This window comes from Acinetobacter sp. 1125_18A, from assembly GCF_052824985.1.
The window spans coordinates 107,311-124,918 of record NZ_VTDG01000011.1; the positions used below are offsets into that span (position 1 = coordinate 107,311).

Sequence of the window (17,608 nt, forward strand, 5' to 3'; positions counted from 1 at the left end):
CTCAAAATTTGATCCAACTACATATATTATAATTTAAAGCATTAAATCTAAATGCTATAACACTTAGATCCAAACGATATAAATGAGGCTTAAATGAACGTATTAGATACGATAAATTCTGAATTACATCAAGCAGCGATGCTATTAGATAATATTTCAGGAAAAATTCAAGAAGCACCAGAATTGGAAAATAGGGAAAATATTTTGCTTATCGGCAAAGCGCTCAGTCATATTTTTGAACTGCAAAAAAATATACATGAACATAGACCTGATTTAAAAAATATTCATAAACAAAACAACGATTAAAATTCAAAGCATCTGAAGTCTGAATTTTAAAGTTGTGATTAATTCTATAAATACAATTAATGAAAACAATATGTTATTGGTTAATTCATCCATATTAAAAATGAATTTCATTAAATAAAATTTTAAATAGGTTGAATAGACTTGGACTAATCTAAATCAAATGAAAATTTAGAAGTCTATATAGTGTTCAAAAAGCATATCGAATCTCAGGATATTTATTAGTTAAAAGCTATTGTTTTCATGCACTCAACATAAAAAAATGGTAGGCTTGTGGACAAAAATCAGACATCCTACAGGTCGGATCAATGTTTATTACCACTCAAGCACCACAAGATGAACAAATTTTAAAATTAGTTCCAGTTTTGGCATCTGCAAGTCAAATCTTGCTCGAGGAATACCAAAATTATTGTGCTGGAAATGCGTTTAATATTGATAAAAAGGATGATCAGTCACCTGTTACCCAAGCTGACTTAAAAGTGAATGCCTATTTAATAGAGCAATTGGCGAAAATCACTCCTGAAATTCCAGTGCTATCAGAAGAGAGTGATTACTCTCAACGACATACATGGAATATCTGTTGGATGCTGGATCCTTTGGATGGAACTAAAGAATTTATTCATGAACGTGATGAATTTACGATTAATTTAAGTCTAATTCACAACCACCAAACCATATTTTCAATCATTGCTGTACCGACAGAGCAAGTGATGTATTTGGGATATTTAACAGAATTGCCTTATAAATATTGCTTTATTCACCGTACTTGGGAACGTTATTGCAAGTTTAAAGCTGTAGAGGAAGATGCAATTCAAATTGGACTAAGCCATAGCAGTAAAAATCCAAAGTATCAGCAATATATTGATTATATTGAACAAGAGTCGCCTGTCATTAGACGAGAGGCGGGCAGTGCCTATAAGTTTTGTATGATGCTTGAAGGCGAAATTGATATTTATCCAAGATTTCATCCTACCTCTGAGTGGGATACCAGTGCAGGACAAGGACTATTGGAAAGTATCGGTGGCGGATTACTGAGTTTAGCTGCGGTACCATTTACCTATAATCAACGTGATACCGTGTTAAATGATGGGTTTATCGCATTTCGGAATGTCGAAAATAAAGAAATTGCTTTAGAAGCATTAAGCAATGTGAGCTTTTAATCTGATATACATATGCATTTTATAGATAATTTAACATTTTTAGATTAGATTGAGCGCTTGGCTGCATATGTTATAGTAAGCTTGTATAAAAATGAGTTTTAAGTTGATATGGCCTTAGATTTATTGCCGAACAGTATGCTAAAAGCAATAGATTTATTGCCCGATGCGAAAACACCTGTAACCTTATTCACGCGTCATTCAATTCGTGAGGTTGTGAATGGGCAGGGGCTGGCAGGTTATGATCTGCAATTAACTTCCCAAGGTCGTGATTTAGCGCAAGCTTGGGGTTGTTATTTGATTGAAAATACGGATCGTGTGATCCAACACTGTATTTCAAGCCCCATTCAGCGTTGTGTCGATACCGCAGCTTTGATGATTCAAGGCGCTGACGGAATTTCTCCTTATCCCAATACCCATCATATTGAAATTGTAGAAAAGGGCTTATTGGTTGAGCCGGGAAGCTTTGTGCTGGATATTAAACAGGCTGCTCCCTATTTTAGAGCACAAGGTGCTTTAGGTTTTATCAATAGTTTTGTAAATAATGCCTTACCTGGTATGAAACATCCGATTACGGGTGTGGTGGATGTGCTTGAATTAATCTATGAAACACATCCTACGCTAAACAACGGTATTAGTTTGGCTGTGAGCCACGATACGATTCTTGCTGCGATTATTGCGGTGATTTCAAAACGTACTGAAATCAGTCAAAGTGACTGGCCAGAGATGATGGAAGGCCTATTTGTTTGGTTTGAAGGCGAGCGTTTTGCAGATAGTCATTTAAAATGGATTTGGCGAGGCGAACGTGGTGAATTGTCGATACGTGAGTTTCAGCAATAGTTGCTTTTTAAATTAAAAATAATTATGTTGAGCGAATCATATTGATATTGAAAGCTCCTTCTCCCTTTGTGTAGGCGATGCCTGATCTTGTGCTACTAAATCTGTATCCCCGCATACCCACACACAATGGGCGACATTCATGTCGCCACGCGATAGCAACACGCTGTATGGTTAAACTCAATTTATTTGAGTAATTAAAAACTCCCTCCTTAGAAAAAGGTGAGAAGTATTAACTTCACAAGGGAGAGGATTTAAAACCCTAGTGTCGATAAATAACAACCTAAAACTCAATAAATCCATAAAAGTAAAATTTAGGGCAATACGCCATTTTTATATTTTTAAAATAAAAATCACATGATTATAATCAATGTGATATATTTAAATAATTGAAATATATAATTATTTTAATTTAATCTCAGAAACTAAGGATAGAGATAAGTCGTTATAAATATGGGGAAGATATGTGATGCAATTACGGTTTAAATATTTAACAATTTGTACGCTTTCAGCAATGCTTATCGCATGTGGGGGTGGTAGTGATAGTCATTCTACAAATGATCAGCCATCGAATATACCGCAAAACCCTGGCGATGGTACAAATGAGTTACCGGGGGATGGTACACCAGAAACCCCAAACAACGGTTCAGGTGGTTCAAACGGTGGATCAACTGAGACTCCTCCTGAGAGTGGTTCGGGTGGCTCAAATGGTGGTACGACTCAACCTCCTGAAACTGGTTCAGGCGGTTCAAATGGTGGTGCGACTCAACCTCCTGAAACTGGTTCAGGCGGTTCAAATGGTGGTGCGACTCAACCTCCTGGGAATGGTTCGGGCGGTTCAAACGGTGGTACGACTCAGCCTCCTGAGGGCGGTTCGGGTGGCTCAAATGGTGGTACAGGCACAACACCACCTGTAGTAGAAAAATATCCAGAACCAGTTAAAAATAAAATCTCAAGCAGTGTATTAGGCTTTTATGATTTTAATGCACAGGGTGGAAATCGCTTATTGCGCAATGATTTAAATGGTGACTTTGCTGCAATGCTACAGTTTGCCCAAAGTCATGTGGTAAACCCGAAGAATAATGAACAGGATAAAATGCCACGCTTAACAACGCAGAAAGATGCATTGTTATTGGTTACACCTTTGGTTTCGATGGGAGATGTTGATAAATTACAAGCGGAAATCTATCAAGGTAACCAACTGATACGTACCGTAAATCTAAAAGAGCCTTCACGTCTTGCTGCTTCAGATCAATCTAATCAGGATGATCGAGCGCGGGTAATGTATTCTAAACAGGCATGGTCAGTAGCATTAAAGTGGGATGAGGTACGTTCAGGATTATCCATCCGTATTATAGACTCTGTAAACAATCGCAGTGGTTCTTTAGCTGGGACAGATATTGATTTTGCCGCACCAGGCGAGTTGGTGGTGCAAAGTATTCGTTTAGGTTTATTGACTGATGCACCTAAATCCAATGGTCACTATATGCTGTTGGAACCTGAAAAAGCAGGAACCGATTATTTCCAAACCATCCCTGCTGCAAAAATGATAGTCAGCAAATACGATGAAATGAAGCTTAATCGGGTTATGGTTGCAAGTGGTGTCATTTACGATTCTGTCAGTGCAACAAATGGTGGTGTCTATGATGGAGATATGCGTGAAAACACCGCTAAATCGACATTTAGTGTTGGAATTAACTTAGCGAACTGGGGTGTCACCAGTTCATCGATGCAAAGCCAAGAGCAACCACAAGTGACTCAAAGTGTGGTGATTCATCATGCCAGAGGTAAATATGCCAATGGCGAGTCCAATCATGGCTTAAGTGGTGGAAATGGTATTTTGACATTGATCGATTCTGTGGGGAATGAATTTAGCCATGAAATCGGGCATCACTATGGTTTAGGGCATTATCCTGGCTCAGTCGAAACAAGTGGAAGTCCTACAAATTATTTCTGGTCTGCACACCATGCGGACAGCGGTTGGGGATACATTGCATTTCGAAATAAAATGCGTGGCAATTTAAATTGGGGCAATACCAATTTAGGGGATGGCAGAAATGGTGTACCAAACTTCCAAAATCTCTATGCCTATGGTTGGGATGCCATGAGTGGAGGATCCAGCGCCAGCTCGATTTCCAAATATACCCACTATACTGGTTATAGTATGTGGTTAAAAATTCAACCTGCTTTTGATAAATACGTGTGGGATCCAAACTCTACGACAGGTTATAAAAAATGGAATGTAGCAACACGTGAAATGGTAGATGCACAACCCAAAACACCAAACTCAGGCAATGTTTGGTATAACAGTACCAATGGTAACTTTTTAAAACCACGGTTGTTTAGTGTGCCTGTTTATACGATTTTAGGTGGCTATGATCCAGTCAATCAGGTGGGGATTATTTATCCTGCGGCACGAGGCAATTGGGGCAATGTCTTTAATCTACCTCAGGCCAACACGACTGGCACAGCTGCAAGTTGCTGGTTAAATGTGCAGTATGCCAACAAAGTAGAAAATATTGCACTTGCTCCACAACGGGTAAATTCAGGTAGCAATGCCAACAAATTCCATATCAACCTTGCGCAAAGTGATACACCTCAAAATGTTGATCTTTACTGCCAAAAAGCAGGTCAGCAAGCAGTGAAATTGTCGAATATCAATATTCCAGTCACTACACAAGCAATGGCACCTTTTGTTTCTATTGGTAAAGAAGCAGAGTATTCGGCATTAAGAACACTTGAAATGCCACAGCTCGAACAAGCTTTGCTGAATAATAAAGGTAAAGAGGTGGTCAGCCTAGATGCGGATTCACGCTTATTATTTGACTCTTATCGTCAATTTAAAACTGAATTGTCAGCGGACGCGCAAACAGAAATGGTCCGTTATACCCAACAGCAAATTAAACTTTATCGTTTAAATCGCTGGATAAATGCATATCGAACTGATCTCGAAAGTGGCAATGTTGAAGCAATTGAGGCATTTAATCAGTTTGTGGCAAAGTTGGAACTAAGTACTGATTTCAATTTAAACCATGTTTCCAGCATTAAAAACGGGACAAATTGTCTAAAAGTTGAAACACTGGCTAATGGCAAATTGAATGCTTATATCAGTGGTAAGAGCGGCTGCACGGGTGATGACACTGAACAGTGGATCTACGATGCAATGGGTAAAATCCACAGTAAAAAATATATGGATCAGTGTTTAGCCAATCAGGGTGGGGTGATTAATCTAAGCTCATGTAACCATGATGCAGCAAGCCAAGTGTGGGCGATGAATGCCACACTGCAACGTATCGAGCAAGGTTCAAAATGTTTTGATTTGGAATATGGCTATTTAAGCAATAACCGAGCACGTTTGATTAGTTATAATTGCGGTACTGGTGGGAATCAAAAATGGACAAATCTTACTGCCAATAACAGTTTGATTTTGGCTGCAACCCGTGCTGAAAATTTAGCTTTGATCAAGCAGCTTCTAATCAAGTAACCATTGATCAAATAAGCAAATCAAAAATTAATTAATCACAATAAAATAAGTGCCATAAGGCGCTTATTTTTGTTCATGTTGATGATTTTACTTAAATGCATCAATGATTGGACTGTTGTTATGTTGGTTTAAGAAAACTGATCCGCATTCATCAAAGAGTGTTGTAAATCTTCAGTGGCTTTACGCCCTTGTAGTTGTAAGGCAACGGCATGTATTAAACCGGTCCAAGTTTCATTAGGTTCCCAAATTTGATGCATCAACTCTTGTGCGGTTGGCATATCGATATCCATATAATATTGGCGGTATAAATACATCAAACAACTCACCCGCATATTTTTTGCACAATGTACCCAAACAATTTTTTCCTGTACCAAATGTGCGATCAAATCTAACACAAATAAGCATTGATCATCTGCTGGTGTATCCCAATGGATTGGAATTTGAATGTAGTTGAGCCCAAACTCAGCACAGATTTTATCTTCATGTTCAAGGTGTAAGCTGGCATCTGTAAATGCCAGATTGATGATTGTATCTACGCCGTATTCTTTAATCTGTTTCAGTTGTTCAGCACTCGGCTGACCTGAAGTCAGTAAATGTTCGTGGACAAACTGGAAGTTTGCGATTTGACAGAGTTCTTGTTCAAGTTCGTTCATAGCATTCTTACAGAAAATGTTTAATAACATCATAAACAAAAACGCCATCTATGTAGATGGCGTTTTTATATTAATTAACGATTTGGTAAAATTTCTTTTAAAGCTGCATCCATTTCCAGAAGCGCTTTTTCAGTGGTTTCCCAATCGATACAACCATCAGTCACCGATTTACCATATTCTAAATCAGCCAGATTTTCAGGAATATCTTGGCGTCCACCTTTAATATGGCTTTCAACCATAATGCCGACAATAGATTTATTGCCATCTAAAATCTGTTCGGTGATATTTTTCAACACAAGCGGTTGTAAATACGGATCTTTATTTGAGTTAGCATGACTGGTATCAATCATGATTTTATTGCTTACTTTGGCTTTTGCTAACGCATTTTCCGCTTCAGCAACAGAGCCCGCATCATAGTTCGGCTTACCATTACCACCACGTAATACAACGTGTGCATAAGGGTTACCGCTGGTACGAATCACTGAAACTTGGCCTTCGTTATTTAAACCCAAGAAACTATGACCATGTTTAACAGACTGCATGGCATTGGTTGCAACGGTTAAACCACCATCTGTACCGTTTTTAAAGCCTACAGGTGACGAAAGACCAGAAGACATTTCACGATGCGTTTGGCTTTCCGTTGTACGTGCACCAATTGCAGACCATGAAATAAGATCTTGGTAATATTGTGGTGAGTTCGGGTCAAGCGCTTCAGTCGCACAAGGTAAGCCTTTATCGTTTAACTCAAGCAATAGTTTGCGACCTAAACGTAGACCTTTTTCAATATTAAAAGAATCATTCATATCTGGATCATTGATCAAACCTTTCCAACCAACGGTTGTACGAGGTTTTTCAAAATAAACACGCATGATGATATATAAAGTATCTTTTACTTTTTCACTTAATACTTTTAAACGATTTGCATAATCATGTGCTGCAACAGGGTCATGAATAGAACAAGGGCCAATCACAACAAATAGACGTTTATCTTTACCATCTAAAATATTACGAACAGTTTCCCGACCATGAAGTACAGTTTGGTAGGCATTTTCATTTAATGGTAATTCAGCTTTAAGTTCCGCTGGGGTTACCAGCGTTTGAATGCTTTGGACATTCACGTCATCAATATCTGATTGAGTAATTGGATTTGAATTTAATGTATTCATTGCCGTCACTGGGTATTAGAAACATACAGAAAGTATTTTTAGTGGTCAGAATATAACACGAATTGGCCGAAGTTTTGTCATAAATAAATCATTAAAACTTTACGGTCAATTCATAATTATTAGTTATCAATAAAAGCTTAATTTTAAACCTGTGGTTGTTGGATGGATAGCGTCACCATTGCAGCCTGTGGTTTTTCTACAGGTTTGGATTTAACTGGGTTTAAGATAAAGTTAATACCCAAGGCAAATAGGGTGATCCCCAAAACCTTGCGAATCATTTTTTCTGGCATTTTAGAACTGATCAAGGTCCCTACCACAATTGCAGGAATTGAGCCCACCAGCAACCATCCAAGCAGATGAAAATCTACATTGCCAGATGTCATATGCGCAAACCCAGCAACAGAGGTTAACAAAACAGCATGTACCACATCAGAACCAATGATACGAATCATCGGTAAATTGGGAAACATGAGGATCAGCGCCATGATACCAAATGCGCCAGCACCTACAGAAGAAAGGGTCACGAATACGCCAAGTACAATCCCCATAATCACAACATAAGTACGTTTACCTTCAATGTTGAAATTATTGGCCTCATGAAAATCTTGCTTTTCTGCACGAAATTTAGCAAAGAATTTTTCAATCCTAGAACGGAACACAATAGACAAGCCTGTTATGGTCAGCATAAAGCCTAACACCATGGTTAAAATGGCTTTGTAGTGCGTTGAACTGCTGAGGTAATTGTCTAAAACCCAATGGGTGATAAATGAAGCAGGGACACTGCCCAAGGCTAACCAGAGAACAATCGGCCAAACAATATTCAGTTTTTTAGCGTGGACCATTGAGCCACAAAACTTAGAAATAGCTGCATAGAGTAGGTCTGTTCCGATTGCGATGTGTGGTTCTATTCGAAATAAACTAATCAGGATGGGGGTCATAAGAGAACCACCGCCTACACCAGTAATACCTACACAGAAGCCGACTAAAACGCCAGCTAGAATAAACTCAACAGGACCAAACATGACTTATATTGCCAGATATCAAAAAACAGGCATATCTTATGACTTTTTTGTATAAGTGGTTGTCTTGATTGTTGATTTGCTTATGCAAAAAAATGCTAAAGTCTTTTAACTTTAGTGTAATGCAAGTTTTTATATCTATCTAATTGATTATTATTCTAAATTTTGATTCGGTCTCTTTGATGGATTGAAAAATGATCATTTGAATTGAATCATATTTGTATTGAAAGTTCCTTCTCCCTCTGGGAGAAGGCTAGGATGAGGGTGCTTTTATGTCGATTTATGCTTTTAAAACACTTGTGAAAGAAAGCTAATAAATATGCTAATTATTTGGCTTTTCTTACGAAAGTAAACTTTATAACTTGGAACTTATACTTTTCCATAGAAATGAATATGTATGATTGAAAAGCTTACAATGCCACACTTTACAATTGAAGTTTAAATAGGTTTGCGTAGGCGATGCCTCACTTTTCAGAGATGAAAAGGTGACAAAAATCTTCCGTTAGGCGAGGGGTACGTCCTGTACCCCCGCCCAACGGCGACATCCATGTCGCCACGCGATAGAACGACCATGTATAATTCGTCAATATAAAAACAACTCATTGCATATCCAGTCCAAAATATGGATGGGTGCTTAATGCTCATTTTTTTGACTAACTTTCGCAAGATCTATTAAATAAAAATTAAGATCTTAATAGGATTTACTCAGCAACTTCAACGGTTAGACCATAAGTAAAAATTTCACTTTCTGGCTTTTTGCTATTGTCAGGATTAGACTCTGGATAAGAAGTCGTAATCAAATAAATTCCAGGTTTTTCAAATTTAACTTCCACTTCACCTTTTGCATTGGTTTTTACATGTGGTTGTTCACGTTGTGCACTGGTTTCATAACTACTGGCGCCTTTAAACACATCAACTTCAAGGTTTGGTACAGCTTTGCCATTGAGTAAAATCTGCGCTTTTAATGATTCACCAGCAAACAATTCATTTGGATGGGTTAAAAACTTAACTTCAAATCCTTTATTGCTGACTGCTGGAACAGGGCTTGGTTTGCCTTTGGTGACAAAGCTTTCAGCAATAATATTGTTTTTAACCTCTAAGGTTTGTGCATTTGCAGGGACTTGGTCTGCTGAAACTGAACGTGACGGTTGTGGTGGTGTTACTGGTTTTTTTTCAGCATCGGCTTTTGGTTGTTCTGGTTTAGGCGCTTGCATATTTGCATTTTGTGGACGTACGGGGCGGATACGTAACCAACGACCATCTATAAGGGCATATTTACTACTATTCCCTAAAGCATTATCTGTACGGATACGGTAAGTCCCTTCACTTGGAAGATCAAACTCAGCAACATTAAAGCGTTTTAATTCGGCAGCAGGGTTTATTTTTATTTGCTGACCTTTAGGATCTGTAAGGAGATAGCTGGTTTTAAAGTTAATGCTGGGAACAAAAAATTTTTCAAGGGTCAGTGAACTCTGGAAGCTTACATTTTGGGATGCGCTGGTATCAAAAACTTCAGGGAGAATAAAAGGGCTGATGGTATGTGCAGAACCAACTACGGGTAATGCAGATAGCAAGGCAATTTTGAGCCATTGATTCATTTTAAGCGTCCTGTAAACTTAAGTTAAAATATTTTACATAATGTACTTGATAACAAGTATCATTATCAATATTATTTTAACAAAATTCAGAGACTATCTGTATGTCCTCATCAAGCAGACGTTCACCCTCAACTCGTGCCGTATTTCGTCTTTCGCCTCTGGTCATGGCATTAGCACTGATATCTCCACTGCATAGTTATGCAGAAACAGTGCAGGTTTCTGCTACAAGCAATAACCATGTTGAATTGGAAAGCCATCATTTCCATCGTGATCATGTTTTAGGTACATCTTTAGATGTGGTGATTACTGGAACTTCGCAACAAGATGCTGCGCGTGCAACAGCTGCAATCGAAAAAGAAATTTCTGATTTGAATCGAGTGTTATCTACTTGGCAAGATGACAGTGAAATTTCACAACTTAACCAACAAAAACAGCTCACAGCATCTTCGGATTTGTATCAGGTGATTGCTGCATGTGAAGCTTGGCGTGGTAAAACCTGTGGTGCATTTGATGCACGTTTAGGCAATTTGATCGCAATGTGGCAACAGGCCAATGGGGTGCTTGAAATTGATCAAAGTACACGTGATCAATTGCTTTCGCAGTTGCAAGACAACAGTGTTCGTTTGGATGAAAAAACAAAAAGTGTGAAAATGGATAGCTCAGTTACTTTTGCACCAGATGGCTATGCAAAAGGCTATATTATTGATCGAGCTTTAATTGCAGCACGTCAAGCGGTCCCTAATTTAAAAGGTATTTTACTGGATATCGGTGGTGACATGCGCGTTTGGGGGACTTCACCCAATCAAGCGGTTTGGAATGTTGGTGTACAAGATGCTTTTCATCACTATGACAATCTAGCCCCAAGCCAAGTTTTAAATTTAAAAGACCAAGCAGTCGCATTCAGTGGTCAAGGTTATCGTAGTTTGGCTGGTCAATCTCATCTTTTAGATCCATATTCAGGTTTGCCAATCCAACATGTTGAACAATGTGTAGTCGTTGGAAAATGTGCTGCGGATGCAGATGCTTTAGCAACAGCCTTGACTGTGATGAAGCCAGCAGAAGGCATGCAACTGATCGAATCTTTGCTTGGTTATGAAGCTCAACTGACACTTTCAACGGGTGAAACGTACCAAAGCACAGGTTGGAATGCGTTGGTTCAACTTCCACAGCAAGCAGATTTTCATAATGTTGCAGCAAATGCTTCAGCAAAATGGCCCGCAGGTTATCAAGCGGTGATCGATTTGGTTATTCCCAAATTGGTTGTGGAAAATTATCGCGCACCTTATATCTCGATCTGGGTGACCGACAGTGATAAAAAACTAGTGCGGACACTTGCTGCTTGGGGCAAAGACCCAAAATGGATTAATTCAAACTATGTATGGTGGCGTCGTTATGGTCGTCAAATAACGAACTTGGATGCAGTTGCTAAACCGTCACGCCAACCAGGTAATTATAAGCTGGCTTGGGATGGTAAAGATGACAATGGTAAAACTGTAGATGCAGGGCAGTATCAAATACATGTTGAAGCTTCACGTGAGCATGGTGATCATTCTTATCAAACCTTTAACTTGGACGTAAAAGCAAAAGCTTCCTCTCAAAATTTACCTGCACAAAAGGAAATTGGTGTCGTCAAACTGAATTTTCAGAAAGTGAATTAATTTGCTGACTATACCTGTTCGGATAAGTGTTTTGATGAAAATTTTGATGAGAGTTTAATTGTGTATCAACGTCGAGATTTTTACCGCCATGCACGTTATGTGCATGGCTGGTTATCAGCTTTTGCTTTTATTGTCTTAATCTTTTTTGCTGTTACGGGATTAATTTTAAACCACCCTGAATGGTTTACCCCTGCAACAGATGAAAATACTGAAACGATTAGCTTGCCTGAAAATGTCCTGACTCAAATTAAAGGCCAAGAGAATCCAAGCACTCAAATCGTAGATTATCTACGACAACATCATGCAGTCATTGGTCGTTATAAGAGTGGTGAAGTCATGGACAATGAAGTCATGATTCATTTGGCAAGCCCAGCAGGTTCAACAGATATTTGGGTCACTTTAGACAATGGTCAAGCTGAAATTACGCTTAAACCCGCATCTACCGTTTCATTAATCAGTGATTTGCACCGTGGAAAAAATGCGGGTAAAGCATGGACTTGGCTGATTGATATCAGTGCAATCATCATTACGATCTTGTCATTGGCAGGCTATATCCTATTTTTAAGTATTAAGACTCGCTTAAAAACACATCTTTTCTTGACGGTATTCAGCTTAGCGCTATTGATGCTTCTGGTTTGGACAGTGGTATAAAAGGTTAGAACAATGACACATGCTGTACTGACTGTACTTATATTTTTAGCAATCTTGTTTATATTTCATGGCATTTTTCTGTTGTTTTTATTGAGACCTCAATCAAAACGCAATTTAGCTCAAAATGCAGATGAATATTTAATTGTATATGCAAGTCAGTCAGGGCAGACAGAAAGTTTTGCTTTGCAAACAGCCCAGCAATTATCTGCTTCAGGTTATTTGGTTCAGTGCTTGAGTATTGAACAGGTCAATGCCGCTTTATTTAAACGTAGCTTAAAGATTCTATGGATCGTTAGTACTTATGGCGAGGGTGATGCACCAGATTCAGCACGTCAGTTTGTTAAAAACGTAATGACAAAGTCATTTGATTTAAATGACATTGAGTATGCTGTGTTGGCTTTTGGTGATTCGCATTATGCAAATTTCTGTAATTTTGGTAGACAATTGGATTTATGGTTAACTGAAAACCATGCACAAGCTTTATTTCCCATGATTTGTGTTGATCAACTAAACCCTACAGGTCTGACGGAATGGCAAACTCAACTTAACCTAGTTTTGCCGCAATATTCAGCTCAACCTGTTCAATTGACACAACATCCGTTTCATTCTGTGGTGTTATCTGAACGCCATTTGTTAAATCAAGGCAGTTTAGGGCATCCAATGTATCATCTTGTGTTTACCCAAGTTGAAGCATTATGTTGGAAATCTGGTGATATTCTTGAAATTCAATGTGCCAACACAGATTCACAAATCAAGGATTTTTTAGATCGTTTTAATCTTCAAGACTCAAATGTGTTTCAGGCTAATCATCCAATAGAGTTATTGCGGTTTAAGAATTTACGCTCATTTGATGCCATGCAGCATTCAACGGCATTTGAGCAATGGTTGGCACAGGCAGAAGACTTACCGATTCGTGAGTATTCGATTGCCAGTATTGCATCACAAAGCCAGATTGAGTTGGTGGTCAGACGAGAAGTTCATCAAACAGGTTTAGGGCTGGGTTCGGGCTATCTTACCCATGCGCTGGCTTTAGGTGAGCAAATTTCTTGTCGAGTTCGTTCAAATCCCGCATTTTATCTGGTTCAAAATGATCGGCCTATTATTCTGATTGGAAATGGTTCTGGGATAGCAGGCTTGATGTCACATATTCGGCAACGCGCAGAATGGTCTTTTCAGCAAAACTGGTTAATTTATGGCGAACGTCAGTACCAAGTTGACCTTGGCTTTGCAGATCAATTGAATCTATGGCAACAACAGTCTGTACTGCCGCAAATTGATTATGCGTTTTCACGTGATACAGATAATCAGAAATATGTACAAGATTGTGTATTGGAGAAATCAGCACAACTTAAACAATGGATTGAGCAAGGTGCATCAATTTACATTTGTGGTAGTTTAAAAGGGATGGCACAAGGGGTTGAAACAGTATTAATCGATATTTTAGGTGAAAATCAGTTTGAGCAGTTGATTGAACAAAAACGTTACTTACGTGATGTATATTGATTGCGTGATGTTTCTCATTTCTATATAGATGATTAAAGTAGCGAATTAAGAATAGTATTGCGAAAGTAAACTTTATAATTTATGGAACTTATACTTCTCCATAGAAATGAGTATGCATGATTGAAAAGTTTGCAATGCCACACTTTACAATTAAAGTTTAAATAGCTTTGCGTAGGCGATGCCTCACTTTTCGTAGGAGATGCCAAACCTTGCTTTGCAAACAAAGCAGTGCTTTGTTTTTGCTCATGTTGGGCGAGGGGTACGTCCTATACCCCCGCCCAACGGCGACATCCATGTCGCCACACGATAGAACGACCACGTATAATTCATCAATATAAGAGCAAGTCATTGGATATTCAGACCAAAAAATGGGTAGGTATTGAATGCTCATTTTTTACTTATGCAAGATCTAATAATCGACTCAAGAATTAAGCCTAATTCTCAAACCAATATTCACATCAGTACCAGATGTCTAATGTGAATATTCACACAGATAAAATTTACAGCGCAATACTTTGATATTTAGATGCCCAAGGTTGTGCCTGCTCTAACTGTGCTGCCAGTTGCAATAACACATCCTCACGTCCAAAAGGTGCAATAAATTGTGAACCTAAGGGCAGATTATCTTTATTCCAATATAAGGGTACTGACATGGCAGGTAAGCCCGTGATATTGGCCAATTGGGTAAATGGAACCCATTGCAAATTATTTTTAATCATTTGCTCAACCAGCTTACCTTTTGCCAGTAAGTGGGCTTGATCGACTTTGAGCAAGGCTTTTAAAATCGGAACCTGCCAAGATGGTGTTTTTACCTCACCATTTTTCGGTGCCACTGAAGCTGTAGACGGAATTAGAAATAAATCATAACGCTCAAAGAAATGATTCATTCTTGCAACATAAACACCCCAATTATTGAGGTTGTTGATGTAGTCCACAGCAGAAGCTTTGGCGCCAAATGCTGCAATTGCCAGTGTATCTAATTCAAAATCTTGATCTGTTGCACCAAATCGCTGTTTGACTTGATTCACTGTATAAGCGCATTGGCTAAACCATGTGGTAATAAAGTCTTTGGCAAGCGCCATACCGTCAATTTGAGGCGTTGCTTCTTCAACAATATGTCCTAAAGACTCTAAAAGTTTGGCCGTTTTTTGAATGGCTTGTACTGCATCTTTTGAAACTTTGGTTCCAATCGGTGAAACAGTGGAAAAACCAATTCGCAAACGTTTTGGGGCTTTTTCAATGATGTCTAAGTAGTGTTCAGTCGGGCTTTGGATATTGAAAAGAGCAGTACGATCTGAGCCTTGAGTAGCATCTAACATAGCTGCACTGTCACGGACTGATTTGCACAATACATGTTGCATCGCAGCCCCATGCATTGCTTCACTGATTTCAGGTCCCCAAGGTGTACGTCCGCGACTTGGCTTTAAGCCAAATAAGCCACAATACGAGGCAGGAATCCGAATAGAACCGCCTCCATCACTTGCACCTGCAATTGGTACGATACCCGCTGCAACGCCAGAAGCAGAACCTCCAGAAGAGCCGCCACTATTGTGTTTTAAATTCCACGGATTTTTGCAACTGCCCCAAGCTTCAGGTTCAGTGATACCTTTAATGCCAAACTCTGGCGAATTGGTTAAACCAAAAGTAACCACGCCCGATTTTACCCAGCGATTGACGATTTCTGAGTTTTCTTTAGCAATATATTTAGCATTTTTAAATGCTTTAGAACCAGATGAGGTTGCGACACCCGCATATTCTTGATGTAGATCTTTGAGTAAAAATGGTACACCTGAAAAGGGGCCATTCGCATAATTTTGGGTATTTTTTAATGCGTGTTCATAGATCGGAATAACGATCGCATTAATTTTAGGATTTACCTGCTCAGCACGTTGAATTGCGATTTCTAATAATTCATGTGCTTGTACTTCTTTGTTTTGAACAAGCTGTGCTAAACCGATACCATCATATTGAATATATTCTGAAAATTTCATAGCTTTCCCTTGCTGTTTTGAGTTATTGGGCAAATATCTTTTGGTTTTGTTCGATCGTGGTTTCTAAACAAAGTTGATTTCTACCTTTTTCCTTGGCTAAATACAAAGCATCATCAGCCCGTTTAATCAGCTGTTGAAAAGGTATGCAATAGGGTAAAGTCTGATAACTTAAGCCAATACTGACGCTGATATTTAAGCTACGCTGATCATCTAAATGAATCGGGGTATTGAAAACGCTATTACAAATTCTTTGTGCAATGGCAACACTTTGTTCTAAAGATAGATCTTTTAATAATATAGCAAACTCTTCGCCACCTAAGCGACCAAATAGATCATTCGCGCGAATTTGTGCTTTGACTTGATGGGTAAACTCTTGCAAAACATAATCGCCAATCACATGGCCATATTGATCATTAATTTTTTTAAAATGATCTAAATCTAAAACCAAAATCGTGACACTGTGTGCTTGTTGCTTTTCAACATCCTCTGCAATGGTACGTTCACTTTCTTCATAGAAATAACGACGATTGAGTGTGGTAGTGAGACCATCATGATTGGCTAAGTATAAAATTTGGTGATAAAGCTTTTGGCGATTTAAACTGATAATTGCAAGGGTTAAAGGCCCTAAAGCCAACATCATTAAACCGATGCGTACAGACAGTGTGGTGCCTAAATAGGCATCTGGCGACTGTGCAATATAATATGCAGTCAATGCATTATAGAGCAGCATACACACAATACAGTTAATGATAGAGACAAAGAATAGGTTATAGCTTAGTGCAGCCCAGACCAGTGCTGCAATGGGGAACATAATTGCACCAGGACCCAGGAAAAAATGGGTCAGAATGACGGATAAAATGACTCCTAACAGCGGAAGAAATTTTTCGTATTGAAAAGGCTGTTGTTTAAATTGTTGGATATGGCTCTGAATGGTTTGTTTATCTGGGATTGCCAATATAATCGGTAAAAAGGCAATGACATTGAGGATTTCTCCCGTCCACCACATACCAAAATCAATCCAGATTCTATCCATAACCATAAAGGTGTTTGGTAAATAAGGGACCGTTAAACTTGCGACGATTGGTGAAGCTAAACAACCGCCAAAGGCACTGATTGCAAATAAGTATAAAAATGTTAAGCCTTTATTATATTGTTTATAATCCAGTTTAAAAAATCGAATCAGTCCTAATGTGACCAAGGCATGAGATAGATTGGCTAAAGTCAGAAAGAAGGTGATTAAAAAAGAATTTCCCGTAATCAGATCTGCAAGCATAAAGGCTGTAAATGCGCCAATCCACCCACCTATATTTTTTAAGCGATGAAACCTTAAAAAAAGTCCAAGTAAAACAGCATTTGCGGGCCAAAAAATGGCAAGAAAGGATAAGGGTCTACCAAATATTCCAGCCAATGCGCAGACAAAAATAATCATTGCAATAATAAAAAATGCAGAGATGTTGTCTTTAAGTGCTTGACTTAAATATGCGATAGCTCGAGGCAATTTGCGAACCTATTCTAAAGAGGGATTAATCTCTAAGCCAATATTTTATCTGGCTCTGCTAAGGTATTAATAAGTAATCATATCTATTTA

At 38.6% G+C, this 17,608-nt stretch carries 13 protein-coding genes; 7 read left to right on the forward strand and 6 right to left on the reverse strand.

The features are described from left to right. Positions 1–93: 93 nt before the first annotated feature. From FY049_RS17410 to FY049_RS17425, 4 genes are all read left to right on the forward strand, one after another. Positions 94–306 (forward strand): hypothetical protein, encoded by a 213-nt coding sequence (locus FY049_RS17410; RefSeq protein ID WP_446084059.1) that lies wholly within the window; start codon positions 94–96, stop codon positions 304–306. A gap of 305 nt (positions 307–611) precedes the next feature. Beyond that, complete coding sequence (locus tag FY049_RS17415) at positions 612–1,463, forward strand: 3'(2'),5'-bisphosphate nucleotidase CysQ family protein (RefSeq protein WP_004719760.1); 852 nt, start codon at positions 612–614, stop codon at positions 1,461–1,463. 108 nt (positions 1,464–1,571) lie between these two features. Beyond that, on the forward strand, positions 1,572–2,300 hold the full coding sequence (locus FY049_RS17420) for a histidine phosphatase family protein (protein ID WP_004719762.1): 729 nt from the start codon (positions 1,572–1,574) through the stop codon (positions 2,298–2,300). A 466-nt stretch (positions 2,301–2,766) separates the two neighbouring features. After that, positions 2,767–5,781, forward strand: a complete 3,015-nt coding sequence (locus FY049_RS17425; protein WP_446084060.1) for a M66 family metalloprotease — start codon at positions 2,767–2,769, stop codon at positions 5,779–5,781. A 128-nt stretch (positions 5,782–5,909) separates the two neighbouring features. Here the strand turns inward: FY049_RS17425 and FY049_RS17430 are convergent, their stop codons facing one another. The 4 genes from FY049_RS17430 to FY049_RS17445 form a co-directional block, all read right to left on the reverse strand. Continuing rightward, a complete protein-coding gene (locus tag FY049_RS17430; protein ID WP_034615591.1) occupies positions 5,910–6,434 on the reverse strand; it encodes a protein tyrosine phosphatase family protein in 525 nt (174 codons plus the stop codon). Between the two features lie 74 nt (positions 6,435–6,508). Next, complete coding sequence (locus FY049_RS17435; RefSeq protein WP_004719768.1) at positions 6,509–7,600, reverse strand: 3-deoxy-7-phosphoheptulonate synthase; 1,092 nt, start codon at positions 7,598–7,600, stop codon at positions 6,509–6,511. A gap of 143 nt (positions 7,601–7,743) precedes the next feature. After that, positions 7,744–8,622 carry a sulfite exporter TauE/SafE family protein gene (locus tag FY049_RS17440; protein WP_446084061.1) on the reverse strand — a complete coding sequence of 293 codons (879 nt, stop codon included), beginning with the start codon at positions 8,620–8,622 and terminating at the stop codon, positions 7,744–7,746. A gap of 698 nt (positions 8,623–9,320) precedes the next feature. After that, the gene (locus FY049_RS17445) at positions 9,321–10,217 is read right to left on the reverse strand and encodes a DUF4198 domain-containing protein (RefSeq protein WP_446084062.1); all 897 of its coding nucleotides are present in this window, start codon (positions 10,215–10,217) and stop codon (positions 9,321–9,323) included. A gap of 101 nt (positions 10,218–10,318) precedes the next feature. Here FY049_RS17445 and FY049_RS17450 point away from each other — a divergent pair, with 101 nt between their 5' ends. From FY049_RS17450 to FY049_RS17460, 3 genes are read left to right on the forward strand one after another with little or no spacing between them, the layout of a single operon-like run. Continuing rightward, the gene (locus tag FY049_RS17450) at positions 10,319–11,875 is read left to right on the forward strand and encodes a DUF2271 domain-containing protein (protein WP_446084063.1); all 1,557 of its coding nucleotides are present in this window, start codon (positions 10,319–10,321) and stop codon (positions 11,873–11,875) included. Positions 11,876–11,935: 60 nt separating this feature from the next. Further along, on the forward strand, positions 11,936–12,526 hold the full coding sequence (locus FY049_RS17455; RefSeq protein ID WP_151957456.1) for a PepSY-associated TM helix domain-containing protein: 591 nt from the start codon (positions 11,936–11,938) through the stop codon (positions 12,524–12,526). A 12-nt stretch (positions 12,527–12,538) separates the two neighbouring features. Next, positions 12,539–14,029 carry a sulfite reductase subunit alpha gene (locus tag FY049_RS17460; RefSeq protein ID WP_224963640.1) on the forward strand — a complete coding sequence of 497 codons (1,491 nt, stop codon included), beginning with the start codon at positions 12,539–12,541 and terminating at the stop codon, positions 14,027–14,029. A gap of 500 nt (positions 14,030–14,529) precedes the next feature. Here FY049_RS17460 and FY049_RS17465 read toward each other — a convergent pair whose 3' ends face one another. Both FY049_RS17465 and FY049_RS17470 read right to left on the reverse strand, forming a co-directional pair. Further along, positions 14,530–16,020, reverse strand: coding sequence for an amidase (locus tag FY049_RS17465; protein ID WP_446084064.1), 1,491 nt, complete (start codon positions 16,018–16,020; stop codon positions 14,530–14,532). Positions 16,021–16,042: 22 nt separating this feature from the next. Further along, complete coding sequence (locus tag FY049_RS17470) at positions 16,043–17,518, reverse strand: GGDEF domain-containing protein (RefSeq protein ID WP_056511656.1); 1,476 nt, start codon at positions 17,516–17,518, stop codon at positions 16,043–16,045. Positions 17,519–17,608: the final 90 nt, after the last annotated feature.